General features: G+C 29.8%; 12 protein-coding genes and 2 pseudogenes. 2 read left to right on the top strand and 12 right to left on the bottom strand.

Annotation, left to right across the window (positions count from 1 at the left end; translation table 11 throughout):
* Positions 1-63: 63 nt before the first annotated feature.
* Positions 64-2,070 (top strand): sigma 54-interacting transcriptional regulator, encoded by a 2,007-nt coding sequence (locus OCU55_RS14930; RefSeq protein WP_261853097.1) that lies wholly within the window; start codon positions 64-66, stop codon positions 2,068-2,070.
* Between the two features lie 186 nt (positions 2,071-2,256).
* Here OCU55_RS14930 and OCU55_RS14925 read toward each other — a convergent pair whose 3' ends face one another.
* The 11 genes from OCU55_RS14925 to ribD all read right to left on the bottom strand — a co-directional run bounded on the left by OCU55_RS14925 (position 2,257) and on the right by ribD (position 20,123).
* Positions 2,257-3,705 carry a DEAD/DEAH box helicase gene (locus OCU55_RS14925; protein ID WP_261853096.1) on the bottom strand — a complete coding sequence of 483 codons (1,449 nt, stop codon included), beginning with the start codon at positions 3,703-3,705 and terminating at the stop codon, positions 2,257-2,259.
* A 224-nt stretch (positions 3,706-3,929) separates the two neighbouring features.
* Positions 3,930-7,313: an ATP-binding protein gene (locus OCU55_RS14920; protein ID WP_261853095.1), complete on the bottom strand. Its 3,384-nt coding sequence runs from the start codon at positions 7,311-7,313 to the stop codon at positions 3,930-3,932.
* A gap of 565 nt (positions 7,314-7,878) precedes the next feature.
* Positions 7,879-8,046, bottom strand: coding sequence for a zinc-ribbon domain-containing protein (locus tag OCU55_RS14915; RefSeq protein ID WP_183279162.1), 168 nt, complete (start codon positions 8,044-8,046; stop codon positions 7,879-7,881).
* 214 nt (positions 8,047-8,260) lie between these two features.
* Positions 8,261-10,417, bottom strand: a complete 2,157-nt coding sequence (locus OCU55_RS14910) for a cellulose biosynthesis cyclic di-GMP-binding regulatory protein BcsB (protein ID WP_261853094.1) — start codon at positions 10,415-10,417, stop codon at positions 8,261-8,263.
* A gap of 110 nt (positions 10,418-10,527) precedes the next feature.
* Positions 10,528-11,778 carry a glycosyltransferase family 2 protein gene (locus OCU55_RS14905; RefSeq protein ID WP_261853093.1) on the bottom strand — a complete coding sequence of 417 codons (1,251 nt, stop codon included), beginning with the start codon at positions 11,776-11,778 and terminating at the stop codon, positions 10,528-10,530.
* Between the two features lie 14 nt (positions 11,779-11,792).
* Positions 11,793-13,145 carry a hypothetical protein gene (locus OCU55_RS14900; protein ID WP_261853092.1) on the bottom strand — a complete coding sequence of 451 codons (1,353 nt, stop codon included), beginning with the start codon at positions 13,143-13,145 and terminating at the stop codon, positions 11,793-11,795.
* Positions 13,135-13,986, bottom strand: a complete 852-nt coding sequence (locus tag OCU55_RS14895; protein ID WP_261853091.1) for a diguanylate cyclase domain-containing protein — start codon at positions 13,984-13,986, stop codon at positions 13,135-13,137. Before OCU55_RS14895 ends, OCU55_RS14900 begins: the two co-directional genes overlap by 11 nt.
* A 67-nt stretch (positions 13,987-14,053) precedes the next feature.
* Positions 14,054-15,496: a glycan biosynthesis hexose transferase WsfD gene (gene wsfD, locus OCU55_RS14890; protein WP_261853090.1), complete on the bottom strand. Its 1,443-nt coding sequence runs from the start codon at positions 15,494-15,496 to the stop codon at positions 14,054-14,056.
* A 343-nt stretch (positions 15,497-15,839) separates the two neighbouring features.
* Positions 15,840-17,372 carry a methyl-accepting chemotaxis protein gene (locus OCU55_RS14885; protein ID WP_261853089.1) on the bottom strand — a complete coding sequence of 511 codons (1,533 nt, stop codon included), beginning with the start codon at positions 17,370-17,372 and terminating at the stop codon, positions 15,840-15,842.
* A 203-nt stretch (positions 17,373-17,575) separates the two neighbouring features.
* A complete protein-coding gene (gene ribA / locus OCU55_RS14880) occupies positions 17,576-18,763 on the bottom strand; it encodes a GTP cyclohydrolase II (protein WP_261853088.1) in 1,188 nt (395 codons plus the stop codon).
* A 274-nt stretch (positions 18,764-19,037) separates the two neighbouring features.
* The gene (ribD, locus tag OCU55_RS14875) at positions 19,038-20,123 is read right to left on the bottom strand and encodes a bifunctional diaminohydroxyphosphoribosylaminopyrimidine deaminase/5-amino-6-(5-phosphoribosylamino)uracil reductase RibD (protein WP_261853087.1); all 1,086 of its coding nucleotides are present in this window, start codon (positions 20,121-20,123) and stop codon (positions 19,038-19,040) included.
* An 893-nt stretch (positions 20,124-21,016) separates the two neighbouring features.
* Here ribD and OCU55_RS24065 point away from each other — a divergent pair.
* Positions 21,017-21,493 (top strand): annotated as a pseudogene (locus OCU55_RS24065) (DNRLRE domain-containing protein); the annotation flags it as partial.
* Between the two features lie 44 nt (positions 21,494-21,537).
* On the opposite strand, the pseudogene OCU55_RS23935 reads toward OCU55_RS24065, so the two are convergent.
* A pseudogene (locus tag OCU55_RS23935) lies at positions 21,538-22,261 on the bottom strand (mucin 17-like protein); the annotation flags it as partial.

Here is a 22,261-nt window from a genome sequence, read left to right as displayed (position 1 = left end):
TATTTTTTATCAACCTATTAAATTCATTGATAAATTTTATCAAGCCGCTATGGAGGTGTCACTATGTATTCAAAAGAAATATTTATAAAAGATCCAAATGGGCTACATACACGATTTGCTGCTATGATAGTAAACAAAGCTTCACAGATAAAATCAAAGCTTAATATCAACTTATATATAAAGAAAAGTGAATATACCGATTGGTTAGGAATAAGCATGTTAGCACTCTTATCTTTAAGAGTACATTCGAATGAAACAGTTCTTATAGGCTGCAAGGAAGAAAATCCTACTGGCATAGTAGCAGTTCAAGAACTTTTAGATTATATAGAAACTCATATAAATCAAGGTTCTACCTTAATGAATCCAATAGATGTTTTTATAGAAGAAAGCAAAATCGCTAATGATCAGATTTTAGAAAACGTACCAATTGGCATTATAGTTATCGATATGAACTACAACATTATAAGCATTAATGACTATGCTTTAAATATAATAGAAATGAAATATGAACAAGTAATCGGCAAAAATGTGAATGAAACAATTCCCACTAGTGAACTTCCTCAAATTATAGAGAGAAAGATAAAACAGTTTGGACAAATTCAACATATAAATAATAAAACCACCATGGTAAATCGTAGTCCTATCTTCACTAATGATACCGTAATTGGTGCCGTTGGAGTTTTTCAAGATGTTTCTGATCTTGTTGGAATGAAGGAACTTAATGAAAAGTTCAGCAAAATACTATCAGCTTCTCATGATATGATTTGTTTTGTTGATGAATATGGCAAGGTAAGTTATATCAATCCTGCTTATAGAGAGCATCTTCCAATATCATCTCAAAATGTAATCGGGAAGGATATCTTTACACTTTCTCCCAATGGTTACAGAGTGAAGGCTTTCACCGAAAGAAAAAAAATAGAGAATATGATCCACAACAAAGAAAATATAGAAATAATAACTACCTTGGATCCTATATTTATTGATGGGGAGTTTAAAGGTATAATTTCTACTTCAAAACCAATAAATGAAATCAAAGAGCTTATGGGAAAATTAAAACGTTCTGAAGAAGAATTAAACTATTATAAGGAAGAACTTAAAAAACATACTTCTTTAGAATCATCATTTAAGGATATAATAGGTTCCTCAGGTACCCTTAAAGATATATTGCATATATGCGAAATGGCCTCTAGAAGCACTTCAACTGTTCTTATTAGAGGAGAAAGTGGAACTGGAAAAGAATTAATAGCTAAAGCTATACACAACAATAGTGATAGAAAAAACAAACCTTTTATAAGAGTGAACTGCGCTGCAATACCTGAGAATTTACTAGAAAGTGAACTATTTGGTTATGAAAAAGGAGCTTTCACTGGTGCTATGAAAAGCAAACCTGGTAAATTTGCTATAGCAGACCAGGGAACTATATTCCTTGATGAAATAGGTGATATGCCCATTACAATGCAAGTTAAACTCTTAAGAGTCCTTCAAGAGCGAGAAATTGAAAGTCTCGGTGGTTTATCTCCTCAGAAAATAGATGTCAGGGTGATAGCTGCTACAAATAGAAATCTTGAAGAAATGATATCTAACAATGACTTTAGAGAAGATTTATATTATAGACTCAATGTGCTTCCTATTAATCTTCCACCTCTAAGAGATAGAAAAGAAGATATAGGGCTTTTAGTTGAACACTTCATAACTAAGATAAATGAAAAATTAAATATAAATATCAAAGGTATAAGTAAAGAATGCATACCTTTATTACAAGATTACTCATGGCCAGGAAACATACGAGAATTAGAAAACATAATTGAACGAGCTATGAATTTATGTAATGATGAATATATTAGAGAGATAGATCTTCCTTCTTTCTTAAAGAAGTCTTCCATCAGCAACAAGTCACCTATCAATCTCGATGGAGACGATCTACTGCCTTTTGAAGAATACGAAAAACAAATAATAAAGGCTGCAATGGATAAATATAAGAGCTATAACAAAGCTGGAAAAGCCTTAGGACTTACCCATAGAACTATAGCCTTGAAATGTCAAAAATACAATCTTATAAATAAAGACTAATCTACTAAAAATGCACCCACTTTATTTATTCATCTAAATAACAAAAGACCCCGCATATGAAGGATTTACTCCATTATTTATGCGAGGTCTTTATTATTATATCTTTATCAACACTTTATTTAAAGATGTGCTGCTCCAATCCTTAGATTCAAATATGAAGCATTTTATCTATACTTATCCTGAAATCTATTTCTTAGCCCTTTGAGCTTTAACTGATTTTCCTTTAACAGTAATGCTAGTATTAAGTCCCTCTAAAACCTTGCTACCTTTTTCATTAAGTATATCAATATATGAAAATCCATCTTGAATATCAATAATACCTATATCGTCACTTGTTAATCCCTCTACACTAAGAATAGCACCAACAATATCTCCAGGTCTTATCTTTTTCTTTTTTCCAGCATTGATATAAATCTTATATACCTGCTTATTAAGTTCACTATTCTTATCTTTTTTCAATACCGGTTTTGTATTTAGTTTATCTAAAAAGTCTTTTTTCAAACTATAAACTAAATCTTTGCTTGGAATCTCTTCTCTTTCAAGATTAAATCCTAGATACTCTTCAATTTGCAATAAAAATCTATTATCATAATTGTTTACAAAAGTTATTGCCTTTCCTTGCTTACCAGCTCTTCCCGTTCTACCAGTTCTATGTACATAACTTTCTTTTTCCATAGGAATATCATAGTTTATTATATGACTAACATCTTGAACATCTATACCTCTAGCAGCAACATCTGTAGCTACTAAAATTCTAAATTTACCTCTTTTATATGCATTCATTACATCTAATCTATCCTTTTGCATCATGCCACCATGAAGTTTATCGCAAGGAAAGCCTTGAGCATTTAACTTGCTACTTACCTCATCTACATTTTCCTTTGTACTGCAAAATATTATAGAACTATCAATATTTTCTAATATTAATATATCTTTTAATAGATTAAATTTATATTCATACCCTACCTTGTAACAAATATGTTTGATTCTTTCTGTGGTGATTCTCTCTGGATTCACCTCAATTTTCATTGGATCATTCATGTGTTTCCCACATAACTTATCGATTTCTTCTGAAATAGTTGCAGAAAAAAGCATTGTAACTCTGTTTTTAGGAAGTTTCTTGATTACAGCTTCCACTTGATCTATAAATCCCATATTAAGCATCTCATCAGCTTCATCAATAACAAGATACTTGATTTTATCTAATACTATGCTCCCTCTCTCTATATGATCTAATGTTCTTCCTGGTGTACCAACCACTATGTGTGTCCTCTGCTTCAACTCTCTAACCTGATCACTAAAAGGTTGCTTTCCAAACACAGCCGCAGCTCTTACCTTTTTAAGTCTACCAATATTAGCTATTTCATCTTTTACCTGAACACAAAGTTCTCTAGTTGGCGTTAGTACTAAAGCCTGTGGATCTCTTTCTTCTATGTATATGCTTTCACATAAAGGTATAGCAAACGAAGCTGTTTTACCACTTCCTGTTTGCGACTTTACTATTATATCCTTATTCTCCATAGCTTTAGGTATAACTTGTTGTTGTACCTTTGATGGATTTCTGTACCCTAGCTTATGTACTGCCTCCAAAATTTGTTCACTTAAATTTAATTCCTCGAAACTTAAATTATTCATCTATCATTAACCTCTTTGTTTGTTAAATACTTTCTTATAAATTTTTTCACTGTATAATTATATATACATAATCCCTAAATTAACATCCATATTTTCTTTTCATCTATGCAGTTAATATTCAAACTGTCACTATAGATAAACTCAAATCATATTTATTTTTTGCAAACTCTATCAAAACGTCATAGAAATAATACGTTAATTTCAATACAGTGCTTAAGCATACATTATAAATATATATCAGAGAACTCAATAGATAAGCTCTTATCATACTTTAGCTTAGATTCTTCTCTAATTTGTTTATATGCTATAGAGTTCATATCCTCTCCTTGGAGAATTCTCACTGGAAGATTTATAATAAACTCACTGCCGAGTCCTACTTCACTAACTACTCTTATGGTACCTTCATGCATTTCTACCAAAGATTTTACTAGAGCTAACCCTATACCACTGCCTTCATTTTGTCTTGTTATCGACTTATCTATTTGTGCAAAACGCTCAAATATATACTCTGTTAACTCTTTTGGAATTCCTATTCCCGTATCCTTAATAGAGATCTCTACATTATCATTTTTATCATATATATTTATAAATATACTTCCGCCTTCTTTTGTGAATTTAACCGCATTTGAAAGAATATTTAATATAATTCTTTCTATCTTTTCCTCATCAAAAGCCATTATCTTCTCTTCAATATCTGTATCGAAGATAATTTCAATCTCTTTTGCATTACCATACTCTGTTACTGATTGGCATATCTCTTCAACAACATATACTATATTATCATTCTTAAGATTTAACCCTATATATCCTCCATCAATTTTGGTAGTATCTATAAGGTTGTTTATAAGCCTTAGAAGTCTCAATGAGTTTTGATTCATAATCTTGAAATAATACTTAATTTTTTCATCTCCTAATTGCTTATTTCTATCCAAAGACTCTAATAATTGGATAGTACTTGAAATTACATTTAGCGGAGTTTTTAATTCATGAGATATATTTGTAAAAAATTCCGTCTTTATCTTATCATATTCCATAAGAGCTTCTACTTTTTTATTGTTCTCAACATTTTGTTCACTTAAAGATTTAACTTCCTTATTAGCAGCTATAACTTGATTTGATAAGTTAAGAGCTTCTTTTACCTTGCTCTTAAGCGTTAATAAAGTAGTTACTCTAGCTAACAATTCAGTCTTGTCAAAGGGTTTATTTAAGTAATCATTAGCACCGCACTCAAAGGATGAAATTAAACTCTCTATTCTCCTATCAGCCGTCATAATAAGTATAGGCAACTCAAATATGTTCTTTTTCTTCCTTATGTTTTCCGAAACCTCATACCCTAAAAGATCTGGCATCATCATATCTAGAATAACTAAATCTATATCTTCATTTAATTCCAATATATCCAACGCTTCATTTCCATTTGAAGCTATCAAAATATCTTCAGAAATTTCACTTAAATAATTTTCTAGTACTTTTTGATTAATATACTCATCATCAACCACTAAAATCTTATATGAATGTCCTATATTGTTTATATACGAAGTGTTAGAAGCTTTTTCTTCCATATATCCATAATTATAGTCATTTTTATTAGTTTCTAATTCGTCATAAGAAACTTCGTAGGCAAAATCGTTGTTTAACACATCCACTCCATAAGGAATTATATCACCAGTTGCTAACGGAATTGAAAATGTAAACTTACTTCCTTTACCGAAATCTGAAGATGCATTTATACTACCTTTATGTAACTCTACAAGTTGTTTTGTTATATATAACCCTATCCCTGTTCCTCCATAATTGGATGAAACTCCTTCAACTTGCTCGTAAATTTTAAATATATCCTGTAGCTTGTCCTTAGGGATACCAATCCCTTGATCCTCCACTGAAACTTCTATATGCTCTTCGTTACATACGTACGATATAACTATATTACCTGTATGTGTGAATTTAATGCTATTAGAAATCAAATTATAAAATATTTGCTGAATCCTATTTTCATCTGCAACTATGTATGGGACATCTTTATCTATCAAATTAATTATCTTTATTTCTTTTTTCCCAACTGATGTCTCTAAAAATCTTATCACATTATCTACCATTCTATTTATCTTTATTGGCTTTTTGTGAAGTTTAATATTGTTATTCTTTAGTCTAGAAAACAAAGTCATGTCTTCTACTAGATTCGCTAGCCTCTTAACACTTAAGTTAATCAAGTTAATACTGCTTTGATCTTCAGCATTTAATATATTCTTATTAATCAGACTTTCAGATAAGCCTACTATACCACTAATGGGTGTCTTAAGCTCATGTGATGTTATCGCAAAAAAATCATCCTTTAACTTATTTATAGATTCAAGTTTTTCTCTAGCTATCTCTAAACTATTATAGGCATTTGATTGTCTACCAGCTAGTACATAATAATTAGCTATAATAAATACTAGAGTTCCAAGAGGAGCTAAGGACGTGGATATTATAATACTATATTCATACAATATATCATTAACTCTTGATATAAATAATGCAAACAATCCAACTAAGGCTATGTAGTCAGGCTTACCACTGGAAATATGAGTTTTTGATATCATATACATCATATACAGAAGCATACCTAGTGCAAACCCCTCAAAGGGTATTATATACTGCAGATAGTATTTTATAGGGCTTACAACTGCAATAAAGGTATATAAAAATGCAGTAACCGTAGAGATTTTAACTAAATCTTTTAACAGTATTTCTCCATAGCACTTATTTATAAACAAAACAATAAAGGGTATATACATATAAAAAGTAAGTACCATTATTTTTACAGCAATTTGATAACTAAAGTTAGGAAAAAGCATAATAAAAAATCTTTCTCCAATAAACATAGTTCTTATTGCAATGAATAAGCATACTATAGCAAAATATAATGGTGCCTTATCTTTTCTTCTCTTAACATAGACCCCTAAATTGTACAACACCGCAATAAAAGTACTTCCTAAAACAAACAAGTCAAAAGCTAGCTTTTTATCTCTGTAGCTACTTACGACCTGATTATCTCCCATAACTATATTGTCTATAAAACCAAGCTCACTATAATAGTTGCTTACCTGCAATGTTATATAAAATTCTTTACTATTTGGACTAAACGTTCCCATCTTAGGGAGAAGCTGCGGAGTCATTGCCTCCTTGCTACTTCCCACTACTCCGTTACTCATCACTAAACTGTTATTAACCCAAAGCTTATAGGCACTTTGGATATAATCTATCTTAATAGAATATATGTCATTTGGATTATTAACTAACACTTTCAATCTATATGTCCCGTAGCCTTGTGTGGCAAATATACCTGGCACTGTTGAAAACTGCTTATTACTATTAATAAGTGCTATTTCAAATTCCTCGGGGCTAATTAACTTATCTTTATAGAATTCCCATTGGCCATTTAAATTTATTAATCTATTATTTTTGAAGTTCCAATGTGTAAAGTCAATCACTCCCGAATTAGCTTCAGGAAATCTGTTATCACCTTTATTTACGTTTATACTATCTACAATTAAGTATCCAAAAACTAATAATGTAATAGAAAGCATAATTAATAATTTAAATTTTTGCGACTTAAAATAATTCATTAAAAACTCCCCACTATAAACTTATAATTATATTCTTAGTACATTCCACATATAACCTTACCACTTTTTAACACATGTCTAAAGTAAAAATATCTTATTTTTTATATTTTAAGCATTCATATATATGCCCTTTTCTCAATGCCATCAAATTATATATGATGTGTTTTTTTACAGAACTATATGATATTATCAAAGTTTAATGCAAATTTCCATAATATAATCAATAACACTCCCATATAGATTTTAGCAGTTAATCATTGTTTTATATATAGGAATTAATTACTATTAAGACTATACTTTTAAATTTTATTGTAGCTAATTTAATAAGAAACCTTATATTGATTGTCCATATGCATGCACCTATTAAAGAAAAATACTAAACATATTTTGATAGGAAAAATCGGCAGGCGAATAAGTCTTATTTTTTACTGTATCCTCATAAAAGTCTTGCAAACTCATTGAAATTTATAGGGTTAGACGGCATAAAACTTTTATACTTTCCGTTACAATAAAAAAGCTACCTAAAAGAACTAAATCTTCTAGATAGCCTATATTCAGTCAATTATTATCTTCTGAATCCTCTGTTGTTGTTTTGTTGCTTTCTTGCTCTTCTACAATCTGGGCATCTTTGTGGTTCGTTTTCGAATCCTTTTTCTTTGTAGAATGCTTGTTCTCCTTCTGTGAAAACAAATTCTTTTGAACAATCTTTGCAAACTAAAGTCTTATCTGCCATTTGAACATTTCTCCTTTTTATTCATATATTTAAGATTTAAAAATAGATTACTATACGCCTAAAAAGGTAATGTTCAATCATATTAATTAAATCTTTGTGTTTGCGATAAAAATTATCACAACGCATTCAGTATAACATACATAGAAATATTAAGCAAGTTTTTTATTCAACAATAAATTCCATTTTATCCAGTTCATATAAGCATAATTTTTTGTTATTTTCTTTTTCTATTTTTTATAAAAAATAGGCCTGTAGCCGTAATTATAAATATTAAAAACAAACTAACAAAGATTATAAAGTTTTTTGATTCAACATCTAAATTTCTTATTTTTTCGTATGCAGGTTCGCTAATATCTTTCTTAAATCTAAACGTTCTCAAATTTCCAAACTTATCAACAACAGCACTATCTCCTATTAGCTTTGGTAACAACTTAGAAGAAGATAAGTATAGTATAGATTCAGTTAGTATATTCTTATTCGGTGACGTTAGTACTAAAAGCGAACATTGCTTATTAAATGGTGATATATCGAATTGAAAAACTGCTATATTGCTCGCATATTCTTCTTCTAAAAACAACTTTTCATTTGATAAAAACTTATTATACTCAGTGTTATATTTAAACCATAGCTTTTCATTTATTTGTTTAATAATTGGATTCTCTTTAGCAATACCGTATAATATTAAGTTCATATTTTTATACTGATCATCAAATTTACTAGCCCTAACAACTTTAAAACTACCATCACTTAAACTTGTTCCATTTCCTATATATGAAAACATATGCGACAATGATCTTATTTCATTTGAAGATAGATTGTCAGGCACTATCAATGCTGTATTATTAAACTTATTATTAATTAAATAAGGACTAGGATATGTTTCAAATTTATAACTTGATACTTCTTTTGTAGGTAAATATAGAGTAGATATATTGGCTACTACTGCCCAAGGTGTTTCCTGATGCCTCTGTTCACAGTAGTAATTTTCTAGTTCTAAGTCAAAAACTATATTTATTTCTATATAATTGGTTTTACTTATATTACTTGGTATATTTAATTCAAAAGTATCTCCATTAGCCTTTGCTTTATCAAGCTTCCTACTACCTATTGGAATTCCATTCACAAAAACAGTGAGAAGTGATTTAGAAAAATCAAGATTTTCTGAGTATCTTGTAACAAGGGATATCTTTGATCCATTGCTTAGCACCCTATTCTTAGGTAGTGAATAGGATATGGTACTGCTTTTTCTAAAAGGTCCTTGAAGAAGTATATCACCTATTCCAAGGTCATTAAAAGTAATATTGCTTTTCATACTTTCATTTTTAACCTCTACTTTAGTATTAGAATCTATCTTTAGAGTATCCGAATAGACTTGACTAGTTAAGTTGCTATTCATGAGAGCTATTACAGACTTTAACCTCAGTGAATCATTATCAGAAATAATTATTAAACTCTTTCGAATATCACTTTTTGAAAAGGGTGATTTAGCCTTTTTTATTAATGCAGCATTTTTATAATCAAAGTCTTGTATTTGATCATAATTATTTTTAATTTCATTTGGTATGTTATTATAACTTCCTATATATATTATATCTTTATCTGTTTTATCAACATCTTCAGAATACCTATTTATATCTATTCTATAATCTCCACTTGTACTTAGACCTCCAAAGTATGTTGACAACATTAATGCAGCTGTCATATCAGTATCTGTATAATTATCTGGTACTAATATAATGCAATTAGAAACTTTATTTTCGTTTATCCTGAAAAATGGATATGGAAATTGATCAATGCTATTACTTATACCCTTCTCTTTAAAATTAATCAATATATTTGACTTACTTGATAAAGTCATCCAATTAGCATTATTTATATCATCATCACAGGGCTTATCTGAAACTCTACAATAGGCCTGAATTACAAATTCATTTCCACCTACCTTTATTAATCTTTTAGGTATACTAATTTTAAAATTTTGATCTTCCACCTCTGGATTATAACTTATTTTACTTGAATAAAAAGGCACTCCATTTAGTAAGCATGTAATGGATGCATTTTTTTCTTGATCTACAATCTGATTTATACTTAAAAGTAAATTTACATCTATACTTTGAACATCCCACCATTTATTTATATCAATGTACATATTGTGACTTGCAAAAGTTCCTTTAAGAACGACATCATTTCCTATATCAACTCTTTTAAAATTATCACTATTAGGCTCGTTAGCAAAATTAGTATAGTCTACCAACTGATTTTCAGCAGCATATACACCAGGCATTTTATTAATTGGGCTTTGAGTATTTATCAAAATAAAAATGAAAACCATTATAAAACTCAACTTTTTATAAAACCATTCTAAGTTCATTACTGTCCCTCCATTGATATAGAGCTTATAGTCTTCTAGTCATGTCTTAGATTACAAAAAACTATAATACTTATTCTGTTTTAAGCTTTGTATACATAGCTTTCACCATACTAAAACCTCTCCGTCTTATACCACTTTGCTTCTCTTTTTAGCACTGTATCTTTTAGATAATTATAAAAGCCAAGAGCAGCTACTACAGTCCACAACTTGCAGTAAGTAAAATACATAAGTAATATCACAAAAAAATTCTTTATATTTAATTCACCTTTCTCCGTAGATATAGCTACTAAAATGGATAGAACAAAAGCTGAGTAAGCCATTATCCATAGCACCACACTATATCCGCTAATATGTAAAGTTACTGCTCCTGTAAATCCCAAGATAAACAATCCATCAGACAATATGACAGATGATAAAAAAAAGAAATATATCATTACATAATAAAATATATCGAATCTAGTTCCCCCTGAATTTCTGCTAAATAAATACTTTATATTTTTAATTACCACATATGTATTTCCTTTTGCCCATCTTGTTCTTTGCTTTATCCATACTCTTAGTGTTTCAGGTTCCTGTTCCCAAGTTACCGAAAGAGGTATAAACTTTATTTTATATCCCATTCTATAAATCCTAAAACTTATCTCTGTATCTTCTGTAACTGCTTTTGTATCCCAACCACCCATACGCTCAATTATTTTTCTTCTTATTATAAAATTAGTTCCAGGAATAGTGCATAAATTAAAAAACTGCCATCTTCCGGCCTGTGCCATCCATTGAAAGGTTATAGTCTCAATGTTTATAAATCTAGTTAACAAATTTCTATTTTTATTTCTACATCTAAATTTGCCTATGACTGCTCCAAATTCTTCTGATTGTTCTATAGTCTCAACTAAGTATCTTAGCGCTGTTTTTTCCGGAGTATTATCAGCATCATATATAACTATGTATTCTCCTATACTCCTTTGAAATCCAATATTAAGTGCATTAGATTTTCCTTTTCCGCCATTTGTCTCATCAGTATTTATAATAATTAAATTATTTCGGGGATTTTTTATTTGTATTGACTTTAGTAATTCTGCTGAGTTATCACTAGAATTATCATTTATTATTATTATTTCGTATCTATCTACTGGATACTCAAAATTCATTAAAGCTTTTACAGTTTTCTCTATAACCTTACTCTCATTATGCGCCGGCACCATAATAGATATATAAGGATAATAGTCAAGTTGTCTCTTCATCTGCAGTTTCAAAGTTCTTAGATAGTATCTGTAACCGCCAATTACTAGCACAATATTTATAAATATAACTATCCAAATTATAGAAAGTGAATATATAAGAGCATAATCAAATACAGTCATTAATTATCACTCCATTATTTAAAATATTTTCTTCTATCAATAATTCCTCCAAAGTAAGCAATTATAGCAAATACTACACATACAACTATTGTAAAAATAAGAATCAACTTATTTATTTTGCTTATATCTAGAAGTGAACTTCCATCTTTTATTTCCTTTGTTTTATCTTGCGAGTAAATTTCCTCTAGTTCAGCCTTAGATAAAAACCTCCCTTGAAATTGCAAGATATTATTTAAATAGATATTATTTTCTTTATTAGCTATCTCATTTTCTTTTAATTTAACTCTGCTTTCTACTTCACATATGTCGTCAAACTTTATTCCTTTATCAGTAATATTATTTATCTTTTCTTTAAATTCTGATAAGCTATAATCCGAGCTTATGGCCACCCCTACAGGATTCATCTGTTTTTTGATAGCTTCTATATTACCAATATCAAACTTCTCCATAACCTTTTTATAAGCCTCAATATGTAAGTTTTCAAAATCAAGTATGTTAAGATTTTGTTCTTTCTCCACTACTATAGTGTCAGAAATACTTATTATCGGATGATACTCCTCCTTATAAATCCAGCTATCTGGTATACTAAATGCTATTGGATATACTTGATATTTTAAATAGTTAGTAAATGCCAATTGAGTTCTTTCCATTACTTCTTCACCACTAGGATCTCCCATATAAAATATAGGAGATTTTAATATTACTCTCCCACCCTTACTTTGAGCATATCTTAGTGCTTCTCCAAACTTTTTCATAGAAACAAAATCTATATTTTCATAAACAGGCATGGCTTCACAAATAAACGGTATCCCTTTGTCATATAAAAAATCTACTTTTTCTACAAATTCATTAAGATCTATAAATGGATATACCTTATTCAAAATTAAGTACTTTTGATTTTTAGGATTACTGCTATCTTGTATTTCATCAATAATTAATTTTCTGACTCTATAGTCATCTACACTTGATTTGAAAACAGCTATTTTTGCTGCTCCCATATGAATATTTTTAACAGCTTCTTTTACTTCATGGCAGTTATCATTAAACCATAAAATATTCCCCTTATACGAACTTAACTTTTCACATGTATTTCTACTGTAATCATTATTTTCATTATTAAGGACAATTAAATTATCATATTCATTAATATTATGCACACTTGAATTCAGCTTATTAACTTGTATATCTACAGTCTTAGATGACATTATCAGCTTTATTATATTATTTAAGTTGCTATAATCGCTGGCAAAAGTTTTATAAGAATCGTACAGGATTAAAACTTTTTTTTCAGCTGCACTGCAACTATTATAAAAAAATATTATTATAAGTAAACTTATGAGACCAATACGTTTAATCTTACACATCATATTCCAGCTCCATCTCTGCTTTTTCTAAGAAATCAAAAGCATCAGAAATCTCAGCATTATATGCATAGTACCCAATTTCCACCTCTATTTTTAACTTATTAAATAAGTCTTTATCACTTATATTTATTTTTTCTATATTTTCTTTAAATCTTTGCTTTACTATTTCCGAACCGTCACCTTCAGATATAAGTAAAAAGGCAAAAATCAGTCTATCCTTTAAGATATACTTTCTATCTTCTAATCTTAGAGACTGTTTGAGTATATTTGATACCTCAATTAATAGTTTATTGAATTGCGCTTCTGAAACTATAGCCTTAAGTTTATCTTTATATCTAAACTTAACTAACATTAATGTTAATGGAATATTATATCTTTTACTCATACTCATATATATCGGAACTTCATTGAAAAATGCTGCAGCATTTCTTGATCCTGTAGCCGCATCAATCATTACCAAGGCTTGATTTTCTTTCTCTAAAATCTTTGATTCTTCCTGCAAAGCAACTATTAATCTTGATAAATTTGAAAAAATAATTGCTGTAACAGCAATAGCAATAATCCAATAATAAACATCACTCTGTATATTAATTCCATTAACGAAGGTTAAGTATAGCTTATAGCTAGAGTAGATAAAATCAATTATTAAGGTAATAATTAAAGCTAATGTTATATTAGTATAATAACTAATCATCGCTACTATCATCACAACTGTAAACAGAATGTAGTTTTCAACATTTTCATACAATTTAAAATATATAAATGAACTATTAATTGCGAAAAAGTAAGCTATTGAAAGAGTTACATATATATCTATTTTCTTCCTATCTTGCTCTGAACTCATAGATTCTTTGCCCTCCTTCTACTTTCATAACTATCTACTTTAGCTTAAATACAATAGTATCAATTGATTACTGTTTTTGGTGCCTTAATAATCTTATAGCTGAAAAATACACCATAAGATCAAAACTTACATTAAACATAAACAAATGCTTTGAAATATCAGCATCTCCTGCACCCACTACAGATACCAACACCTGTGATCCGCCTACTAAAAAAACAAATAAAAATACTTCTTCTATTAGTTGTCCCTTCGTATCTTTCCTATTCCTATAAGATATATAATCATTAATAGCAAAAATAAAATAAATTACTATTAAAAATATTGTAAATCCAATATTATGAGGTAAATACTTAATCTTAAAATTGCTATATAATGAAAAAAAACTACTTTTTTCTCCAAAGCTTTTCCCTGTAGATTTCTCGTAGTTTCCCATTACATCTGGCTTTATGCTATATGCATTTTCAGAGGCTATACTCATAATTTTGCTAAAAGCTCTTGGATTCTTTGTATAATATTTTAATATGGATCCAAAAGAATATTTAGAGTAAAACTCATTCATTAATTTATTATCATTCGGATCTATCACAGGCATTGATTTATAAAAAATATTTCCTGCCAATATAGAATATTGACTACTAATTCTAAATTCACTTAGAACTTCTTCTGGATTAGCTTCATTTAAAAGTACTCCTCTAGTCATGGAGTGGTATCTGTTTATATAATCAAACGGACCTACTATGGAAAAATAAAATATAGCTGAAGATACTAGAAATGTACCAGTTAAAATCTTTATAGTTTGCTTAATGTGTTTATCCCTTGTTATTATAAGTAATCTTAAGAGAACCAAACAATATAATATCCCTATTGGTGCAAGCTGTTGTTTGGACCCTATAAAGATTAAAGATACAGTAGAAAATAGTATTAGATATCTAGGAGTAATTCTATTAAACGTGTATATATAAAGTAATAGTCCAATACTTAGTAAAAAGAAACTCAGATTTACTGCTTCTCCATAAAATGAATTAAAATAGGCGATATATCCTGTATCGCAAAATATTAAAACAAATAATAAAATAGTTAAAAGTTTGTATCTCTTTAACTCTATATTTATTATTAAAGATTTAATAATGAAATAAGCTGCAAAATCCATAGTAATAACATAGAGTATCGCTAGGTATTTTATATCAAAAATATACCCGTCTTTGAAAATCTTATTTAAAAACAAAGCAATTCTTATTAATATTGCTTGGGTTGATAAAAGCATCATGCCATTTTCGTTATAGTATTTATAAATACCGTAATACCTAGTAAAGTACCCAAAAAAAATATCGTTATCATTTTTTGAAAGATGATACAGCCCGCTTTGACTTATAATTCTATAAAAATCCCCGTTGTCTGCAATTCCAATTACAGGTTTTATAAACAGAGTAAAAATGCATATTAATGATATTAGAATAATGGCAAACGAAATAAATAGTGAATCGCTTAAATTAATCTTAATTTTTCTCATGTTTTCCTCTTTAAAGTATTCCTATCTAGAAACTTATTTTACACCTTTTCGATAGTCACGACTTCTTCTAATTATCTGATAAGTATAAATTAGATATTCCTATAGGACCTTATATCAGTATTTTTAATAGTTAGAATATTATTGGTGTATCTTTACTATTATTCCTTTTAATTTGATATACATTCCAGTAAATAAATTCCACTACTTTATACTTTCCTATACAGTAAAAAGGATCGCTTATAAGCGACCCTCTTCAGTGAGTTTTTTGTCCGTATGTCTCTCCAGATACATATTAATTAAAAAAATCAATTAGTATATTACTTCTCCTTAGGAAACTTATTTATCACACTATTTTAATGTCCAATCCTAAAACACCAGTTATGTTATTTTTATTATCTTTTATTGGTAGTGATACAGTTACACAAGGATTCTTAGTTATTGAAGATATATACTTATCTGATATGTATTCTTTCCCTTCAATACTAGCTAAAAACCACTTTCTGCTACGTGCATTTACTATTCCATTAGTTGGATTAGAATAGATAAATTTTCCTTTTTGATCATTTGTCCATATCGCTTCAATAAATGCATTTTTTAAAAGCACTTTATCTAACATTTCTTTATGTTCTTTTTTATCTAAGTTAGAAAAATATGAATTACTAAGAAGCTCTGTACTTACTACATTTACAGCTTTTTTACATATCTCATATATCATGTCTTTTATATCATCATCTTTCGAGTCTCGTATAGTGTTATGCTCAATTGAATCCACGTATTGCAAAAGCCCTTTACTAAGTTCCTCCAGCGACATAGTTCTTCCTACTTGTTCATTTATCCCTTTATATAATACCTTAAAACCATCCTTCACTTCTTTTGAACTATTTTCTAGGTATATACTCTTATTTTTAATATCATTTGTAAAATCATATTGTCTTTTTGTAAGATTTAAGATAGTCTCTATCTGTTCATCAACAGAATTCAAAGATTCATTAATTTGAGAGAGACCATACTCAATATGTTGTGAGTAAGAAAATCCTGTACTTATTAGTTCCATGTCTTTACTTACTATGTTTGTAACATCTAAAATTGATTTCTTTATTGAGTTAATTAGTTTATATATTGAACTAACAGCTTCATTACTATTTTTTGACAACTTTTCTATCTCAGTAGCAACTACTCCAAAGCTCTTTCCAAATTCCCCTGCCTTCGCTGATTCTATAGTTGCATTTAAAGCAAGCAAATTGGTTTGCTTTGCAAATCCACTCACTGTGTTTAAGATATAATTTATCTCTTCTGAGGTATTGTTAAGTTCGTTAATTATACTTCTAGTTTTTGAAGATGATTCATTTACTTCTCCAACTATCTTAACTAATTCTTCAACCACAGATAAGTTTTCTTGTATACTAGTTGTAGAATTATTGTTTATATTTAGCAAATCATTTGATGCTTCGATAATTTTATTAACCATATTTGATATTTCATTTATATCTTTAACTGTTTCTTTCACTTTATTAGAACTATCATCATTTATACATCCTATTTTTTCTGCTTCTTCATATAGATTTTGCATAAATTCATTGTTATCTACAACTGAATCAGACAATTCTCCTGATACCGCTGCTATTTGTGCAGAAGTTACTTCTACCTCATAATTAAATTTTGATAATCTGTCTATTATACCATTAGTAACTTCAACTAAACTTTTCTTAGTTAATCTCTTATTACCTAGTTGGATTTTCTTAGGTATGCATCCTTCCTTAATATTGATTAGTGCCCCCTTCACTTCCTCAATACTTCTTGATTGATTAATAGATTTGTACATCAATACAAGGTTAAGTAATATTGAACCTACCAATGCTACTATAAGTACAATCATATTATAGCCCCCTTCATATGTTTCAAAAAATAAAACATAAGTTTAAGCAATATTTATATATGTAATTTACTATACAAGAAAAGGGCAAAACCTCACTATTGGTGAGGCTTCGCCCTTGAAGCTCAAACACGTATGTTTATTTTTTATATTACACAAATTGTATAACAAATTTATAAAATTTACCATAATAATTTGAAAGTATTTTAGTATAAATGACCCATTTTTTCTTTTTTTGTTTTAAAATATCTTTCATTATGAAGGTTTGTATCCATTATTAGTGGAACTCTCTCTACTACTTCTATTCCATGTCCTTTTAATCCAATTAACTTTTTAGGATTGTTAGTCATCAGTCTTATCTTTTTAACTTTTAATTCACTTAGTATTTGAGCACCTATTCCGTAATCTCTCATATCAGCTGGAAAACCTAAGGCTATATTAGCTTCCTCAGTGTCCAATCCTTCTTCTTGGAGCTTATAAGCCTTTATTTTATTTATTAGGCCTATACCTCTTCCTTCTTGTCTAAGATATAGAAGAACTCCCTTTCCTTCCTTTTCTATTGTACTTAAAGCTGCTGCCAGTTGCTCTCCACAATCACACTTTAGTGAATGGAAGGCATCTCCAGTAAGACATTCTGAATGTACTCTCACTAAAACCTTATCTTCTTCATTTATGTCACCCTTTACTAGAGCAACATGATGTTCTCCATTCAATCTGTTAACGAATCCAACCATTCTGAAATCTCCATACTCTGTTGGTAGATTAGCCTCTGCTTCCTTAGTCACATAACATTCACGTTCTCTTCTATATGCAATCAAGTCTTCAATTGATACAACGCTTAATTGATATTTTTCAGCTAATTCTTTAATATCATTTAGATTTGATAAAGTACCATCCTCATTTAATATCTGTGTTATAACTGCTGAAGGATAACTACCTGATAATATTGCGATATCAACAGCAGCTTCTAGATTATCAGCTCTTTTTAATACTCCACCATTAATTGCTTTACGAGGAAATATACTTCCTGGTATCCTAAAGTTTCTTCTAGTCTCTCCTTGCTTTATTAGCATTTTTATAGTTGTTGCCTTATCCTCTGCAGATACTCCACTAGAAGTGCTCTCATGATCTAATGAAATAGAATATTCAACTCTACTTTTAATACCACTTCCGTCCACTAACTTAGGTAGATTCAATTCTTCAAATCTATCTTCTTTTAAAGCCACATACATAATTCCTGAACCATGCTTAGCCATAAAATTAATTTTTTCTTTAGTAATATTATCCGATAGAGTTAATATAACCCCACTATTTTCTTCGTTTTCATCATCAACCAATATAATCGACTTTCCATTCTTTATCTCTTTTATTGCTTCACTAATTTTTGTAAACATATTTTCCTCCTCAATATTATTTAGATATAGAACTTATGAAATATGTCCTATAACTAATTCCTTTATATTCTTTTATCTATTTAAATAGATATGCCAGTTTTGTACTATAAAACTAAGTTGATATTTCTATTAACTATTTATGTTATTTTAATTTGATCCAGTATATATTTATATGCATTCTATTTATTATCAATCAATTTAAAATCTTTGTTTCTCTTATGCGATCTCTTGTTTAATATATGGATGTACCACTTCGTAGTAAAACTTATTATTTTTATATATACCCTTTAAATATCACATCATCACCTATAATCTGGTGCGTCACTCTGCTGAGCCTTATAGCATCATTCATCTTTTCTATTCCTACCCCACCAACTGGAGTGATTGCGTCTTTGCCACCAATTATCTTAGGTGCTATTGCAGCATACACCTTATTTACCACTCTGCTCTCAAAAGCGGAAGCCAATAAAGAACTTCCTCCTTCTATATATAATGAATCTATATTCCTTTCACCCAAGGCCTTCACTATATCTTCGAATTGTATCTTGCCTTGTCTCTCTCTCAGTTTTATTATATCAACACCATAATTCTTCAATTCCACTTCTTTTTCTATAGCAATTTTTTCTGATGCTATTATCAAAGTTCGTGTATTAGCATCAACCTTTAATATATTAGAATTCAAAGGAATATCCCCATACTTTGACACTATAACTCTTAGCGGATTTGATATAACAACACCTTCTAGTCTAGTAGTTAGCAAAGGATTATCTAGTCTTACTGTATTTTCTCCAACCATTATGGCAGCCACTCTTTGCCTTAAATGATGTACAAATTCTAAGCTTTTCTCGCTGCTTATCCATTTTGAGTCCCCAGTTCTACTTGCTAGTTTTCCGTCTAAAGTCATAGCCCACTTTGTAAATACAAAAGGAGTTCCTGTGTTTATATAATGAGTATATATTTCATTTAATTCCTCGCATTCATTCTTTAAAACACCGTATTCTATTTCTATCCCTAATGGCTTAAATACTTCTTCAGCCTTTCCACCTCTACCTACTCGAGGATTAGGTATTCCTATATATATTCTCTTTATCCCACTATTTAAAATAAAAGAAATATATTCATCATATTTTTCATCAATTTCAGGTTCAATATTTATAAAAAGTTCACTATCTCTAGTGTCTTCACCGGCACTTTTTATTGCCATTACTTCTGCTCTTTCACTACCAAAAAACTTATACCAACCTTGTCCTACTATTTTTTCGTTCTTAACCAATATTGCTCCAACTAGAGGGTCAGGATTTACAAACCCACTTCCTCTATTAGCAATATCAATAGCCTTTTTCATATATACTTCTATCATAAATATACACATCCTTTTTACACTATAGGAAAAAATTTGTATCTATCAATTAACAAATCTATTATTTCCATAATCAACTTCAATATTTATAAATATTCAACATTTAGAGAATTAGTATTTTTATAATTTGTCTTTCTAATTTATTATGTATAAATTTATCACAGCGATTATCGAACGTCAATATTAATTAATAACAATTATTATTTATTTTATAAACTTACTGACTCCTTCTAAGTTTAAATGTGTTATCGTATTAAATTAAAGGTACCCATCCTGTATCTACTTAGTGTACTGATCATCTCTAAGTAAGTATTAGTCTTGTATTATTTTAATCTATATGGATATTCCACTGAATTGATAAACTATCAAAGTATTTATAATTGTTAAGCTTAACTATCCTAAGACTTATATAACCTCCTAGTATATTAAAAAATAAATTACCATAATAAAGTACTAATATCCTATAGTACTTTATTATGGTAATTCACTCATATATGCATTTATAAATAAATTTTGTACTCCATCTCGAAAATAATACTTTTGGAAATAAAGAAACAATCTCATTACTTTAATATTGCAATTATCATACCTACTACACAGATAATTATCACTATTATATCGAACATAATAGAAGTTTTATGTATATTTCCACTGTCGCTACTACACTTATTCATATCTAACCTCCTTTAGTTATAAATCCAATATAGTTCTATGATATATTAAAAAGATTAATATTAGCTTACGACAATCTTAAACTTTTCTTAAATATATTTTATTAACTCACCTATTTTTACTCTACCCCTTCATTTAAGTACACATATTAGTTAAGTTACATATTATATTTTAGGTTACAGATATTTATGTAATTAATTTAATGAAAAGGAGAGGATTATGTGCCCATAATAAAGATTAATCCTACTCAGGACACCTTTATATCTAGCTGCTCACCTAATGATAATCACTGCTCTAATCCAGATTTGTATACGGGTTTAACTGGAAGCGATAGCTATGACTCCGATTATCTTAGAAGTTTGCTAAAATTCGATATTCTTAAGAATATTCCACCAGGTAAAACTATTGTAGAAGCAACTTTAAATCTATTTGTATTTAAGAAGCAAAAATTAGATGCTCAACTATCACCTCAGACTGTACAAGTTTATACAAACTTGAGCAACTTTTGCCAATGCGAAACTACATGGAATGCTACTCCAGATATAAGCATTACCCCTTTTTACACCACTATAACAGATTTTAATATCAATAATTTCGTCTCAATAGACATAACAAAATTAGTAGTAGATTGGTATAACAAACTAATTCCTAATTATGGACTAACACTCGTCGGAATAGAAAACAGCCGCAATTCTCTTATTGGATTTAGATCATCAAAATATCAGCTATATAGCAGAAGACCCTATCTTATAATAAAATACTCTAATTGCGTACCAACTGGCCCTATTTGTCCTACTAGTATTACTGGCGCTACCGGGTTAACTGGCCCTACTGGTGCCACAGGTGATATTGGCCCTATCGGTAGTACCGGGGTTACTGGTCCTACTGGCTCAACTGGACCTACCGGGTTAACCGGTGCTACTGGTGCCACAGGTAATATTGGCCCTATCGGTAATACCGGAGTTACTGGTCCTACTGGCTCAACTGGACCTACCGGGTTAACCGGTGCTACTGGTGCCACAGGTAATATTGGTCCTATCGGTAATACCGGAATTACTGGTTCTACTGGCTCAACTGGACCTACCGGCTTAACTGGCACTACCGGTTTAACCGGTGCTACTGGTGCCACAGGTAATATTGGTCCTATCGGTAATACCGGAGTCACTGGTCCTACTGGCTCAACTGGACCTACCGGCTTAACTGGCGCTACTGGTACCACAGGTGATATTGGCCCTATCGGTAATACCGGAATTACTGGTCCTACTGGCTCAACTGGACCTACCGGCCTAACTGGCTCTACTGGTTTAACCGGTGCTACTGGTGCCACAGGTAATATTGGTCCTATCGGTAATACCGGAGTCACTGGTCCTACTGGATCAACTGGACCTACCGGCTTAACTGGCTCTACTGGTTTAACCGGTGCTACTGGTGCCACAGGTAATATTGGCCCTATCGGTAATACCGGA

This window comes from Clostridium folliculivorans, from assembly GCF_024341905.1.
Taxonomy (GTDB): Bacteria; Bacillota; Clostridia; order Clostridiales; family Clostridiaceae; genus Clostridium_AR; species Clostridium_AR folliculivorans.
The sequence above is the reverse complement of the archived record's forward strand: the minus strand, read 5'-3'. Positions and strand labels throughout refer to the sequence as shown.

Bases quoted from the DNA above. Each gene is read 5' to 3' on its own strand.
- OCU55_RS14930 (WP_261853097.1), top strand. From the start codon at position 64: ATGTATTCAAAAGAAATATTTATAAAAGATCCAAATGGGCTACATACA.
- OCU55_RS14925 (WP_261853096.1), bottom strand. From the start codon at position 3,705: ATGAATAATTTAAGTTTCGAGGAATTAAATTTAAGTGAACAAATTTTG.
- OCU55_RS14920 (WP_261853095.1), bottom strand. From the start codon at position 7,313: ATGAATTATTTTAAGTCGCAAAAATTTAAATTATTAATTATGCTTTCT.
- OCU55_RS14915 (WP_183279162.1), bottom strand. From the start codon at position 8,046: ATGGCAGATAAGACTTTAGTTTGCAAAGATTGTTCAAAAGAATTTGTT.
- OCU55_RS14910 (WP_261853094.1), bottom strand. From the start codon at position 10,417: ATGAACTTAGAATGGTTTTATAAAAAGTTGAGTTTTATAATGGTTTTC.
- OCU55_RS14905 (WP_261853093.1), bottom strand. From the start codon at position 11,778: ATGACTGTATTTGATTATGCTCTTATATATTCACTTTCTATAATTTGG.
- OCU55_RS14900 (WP_261853092.1), bottom strand. From the start codon at position 13,145: ATGATGTGTAAGATTAAACGTATTGGTCTCATAAGTTTACTTATAATA.
- OCU55_RS14895 (WP_261853091.1), bottom strand. From the start codon at position 13,986: ATGAGTTCAGAGCAAGATAGGAAGAAAATAGATATATATGTAACTCTT.
- wsfD (WP_261853090.1), bottom strand. From the start codon at position 15,496: ATGAGAAAAATTAAGATTAATTTAAGCGATTCACTATTTATTTCGTTT.
- OCU55_RS14885 (WP_261853089.1), bottom strand. From the start codon at position 17,372: ATGATTGTACTTATAGTAGCATTGGTAGGTTCAATATTACTTAACCTT.
- ribA (WP_261853088.1), bottom strand. From the start codon at position 18,763: ATGTTTACAAAAATTAGTGAAGCAATAAAAGAGATAAAGAATGGAAAG.
- ribD (WP_261853087.1), bottom strand. From the start codon at position 20,123: ATGATAGAAGTATATATGAAAAAGGCTATTGATATTGCTAATAGAGGA.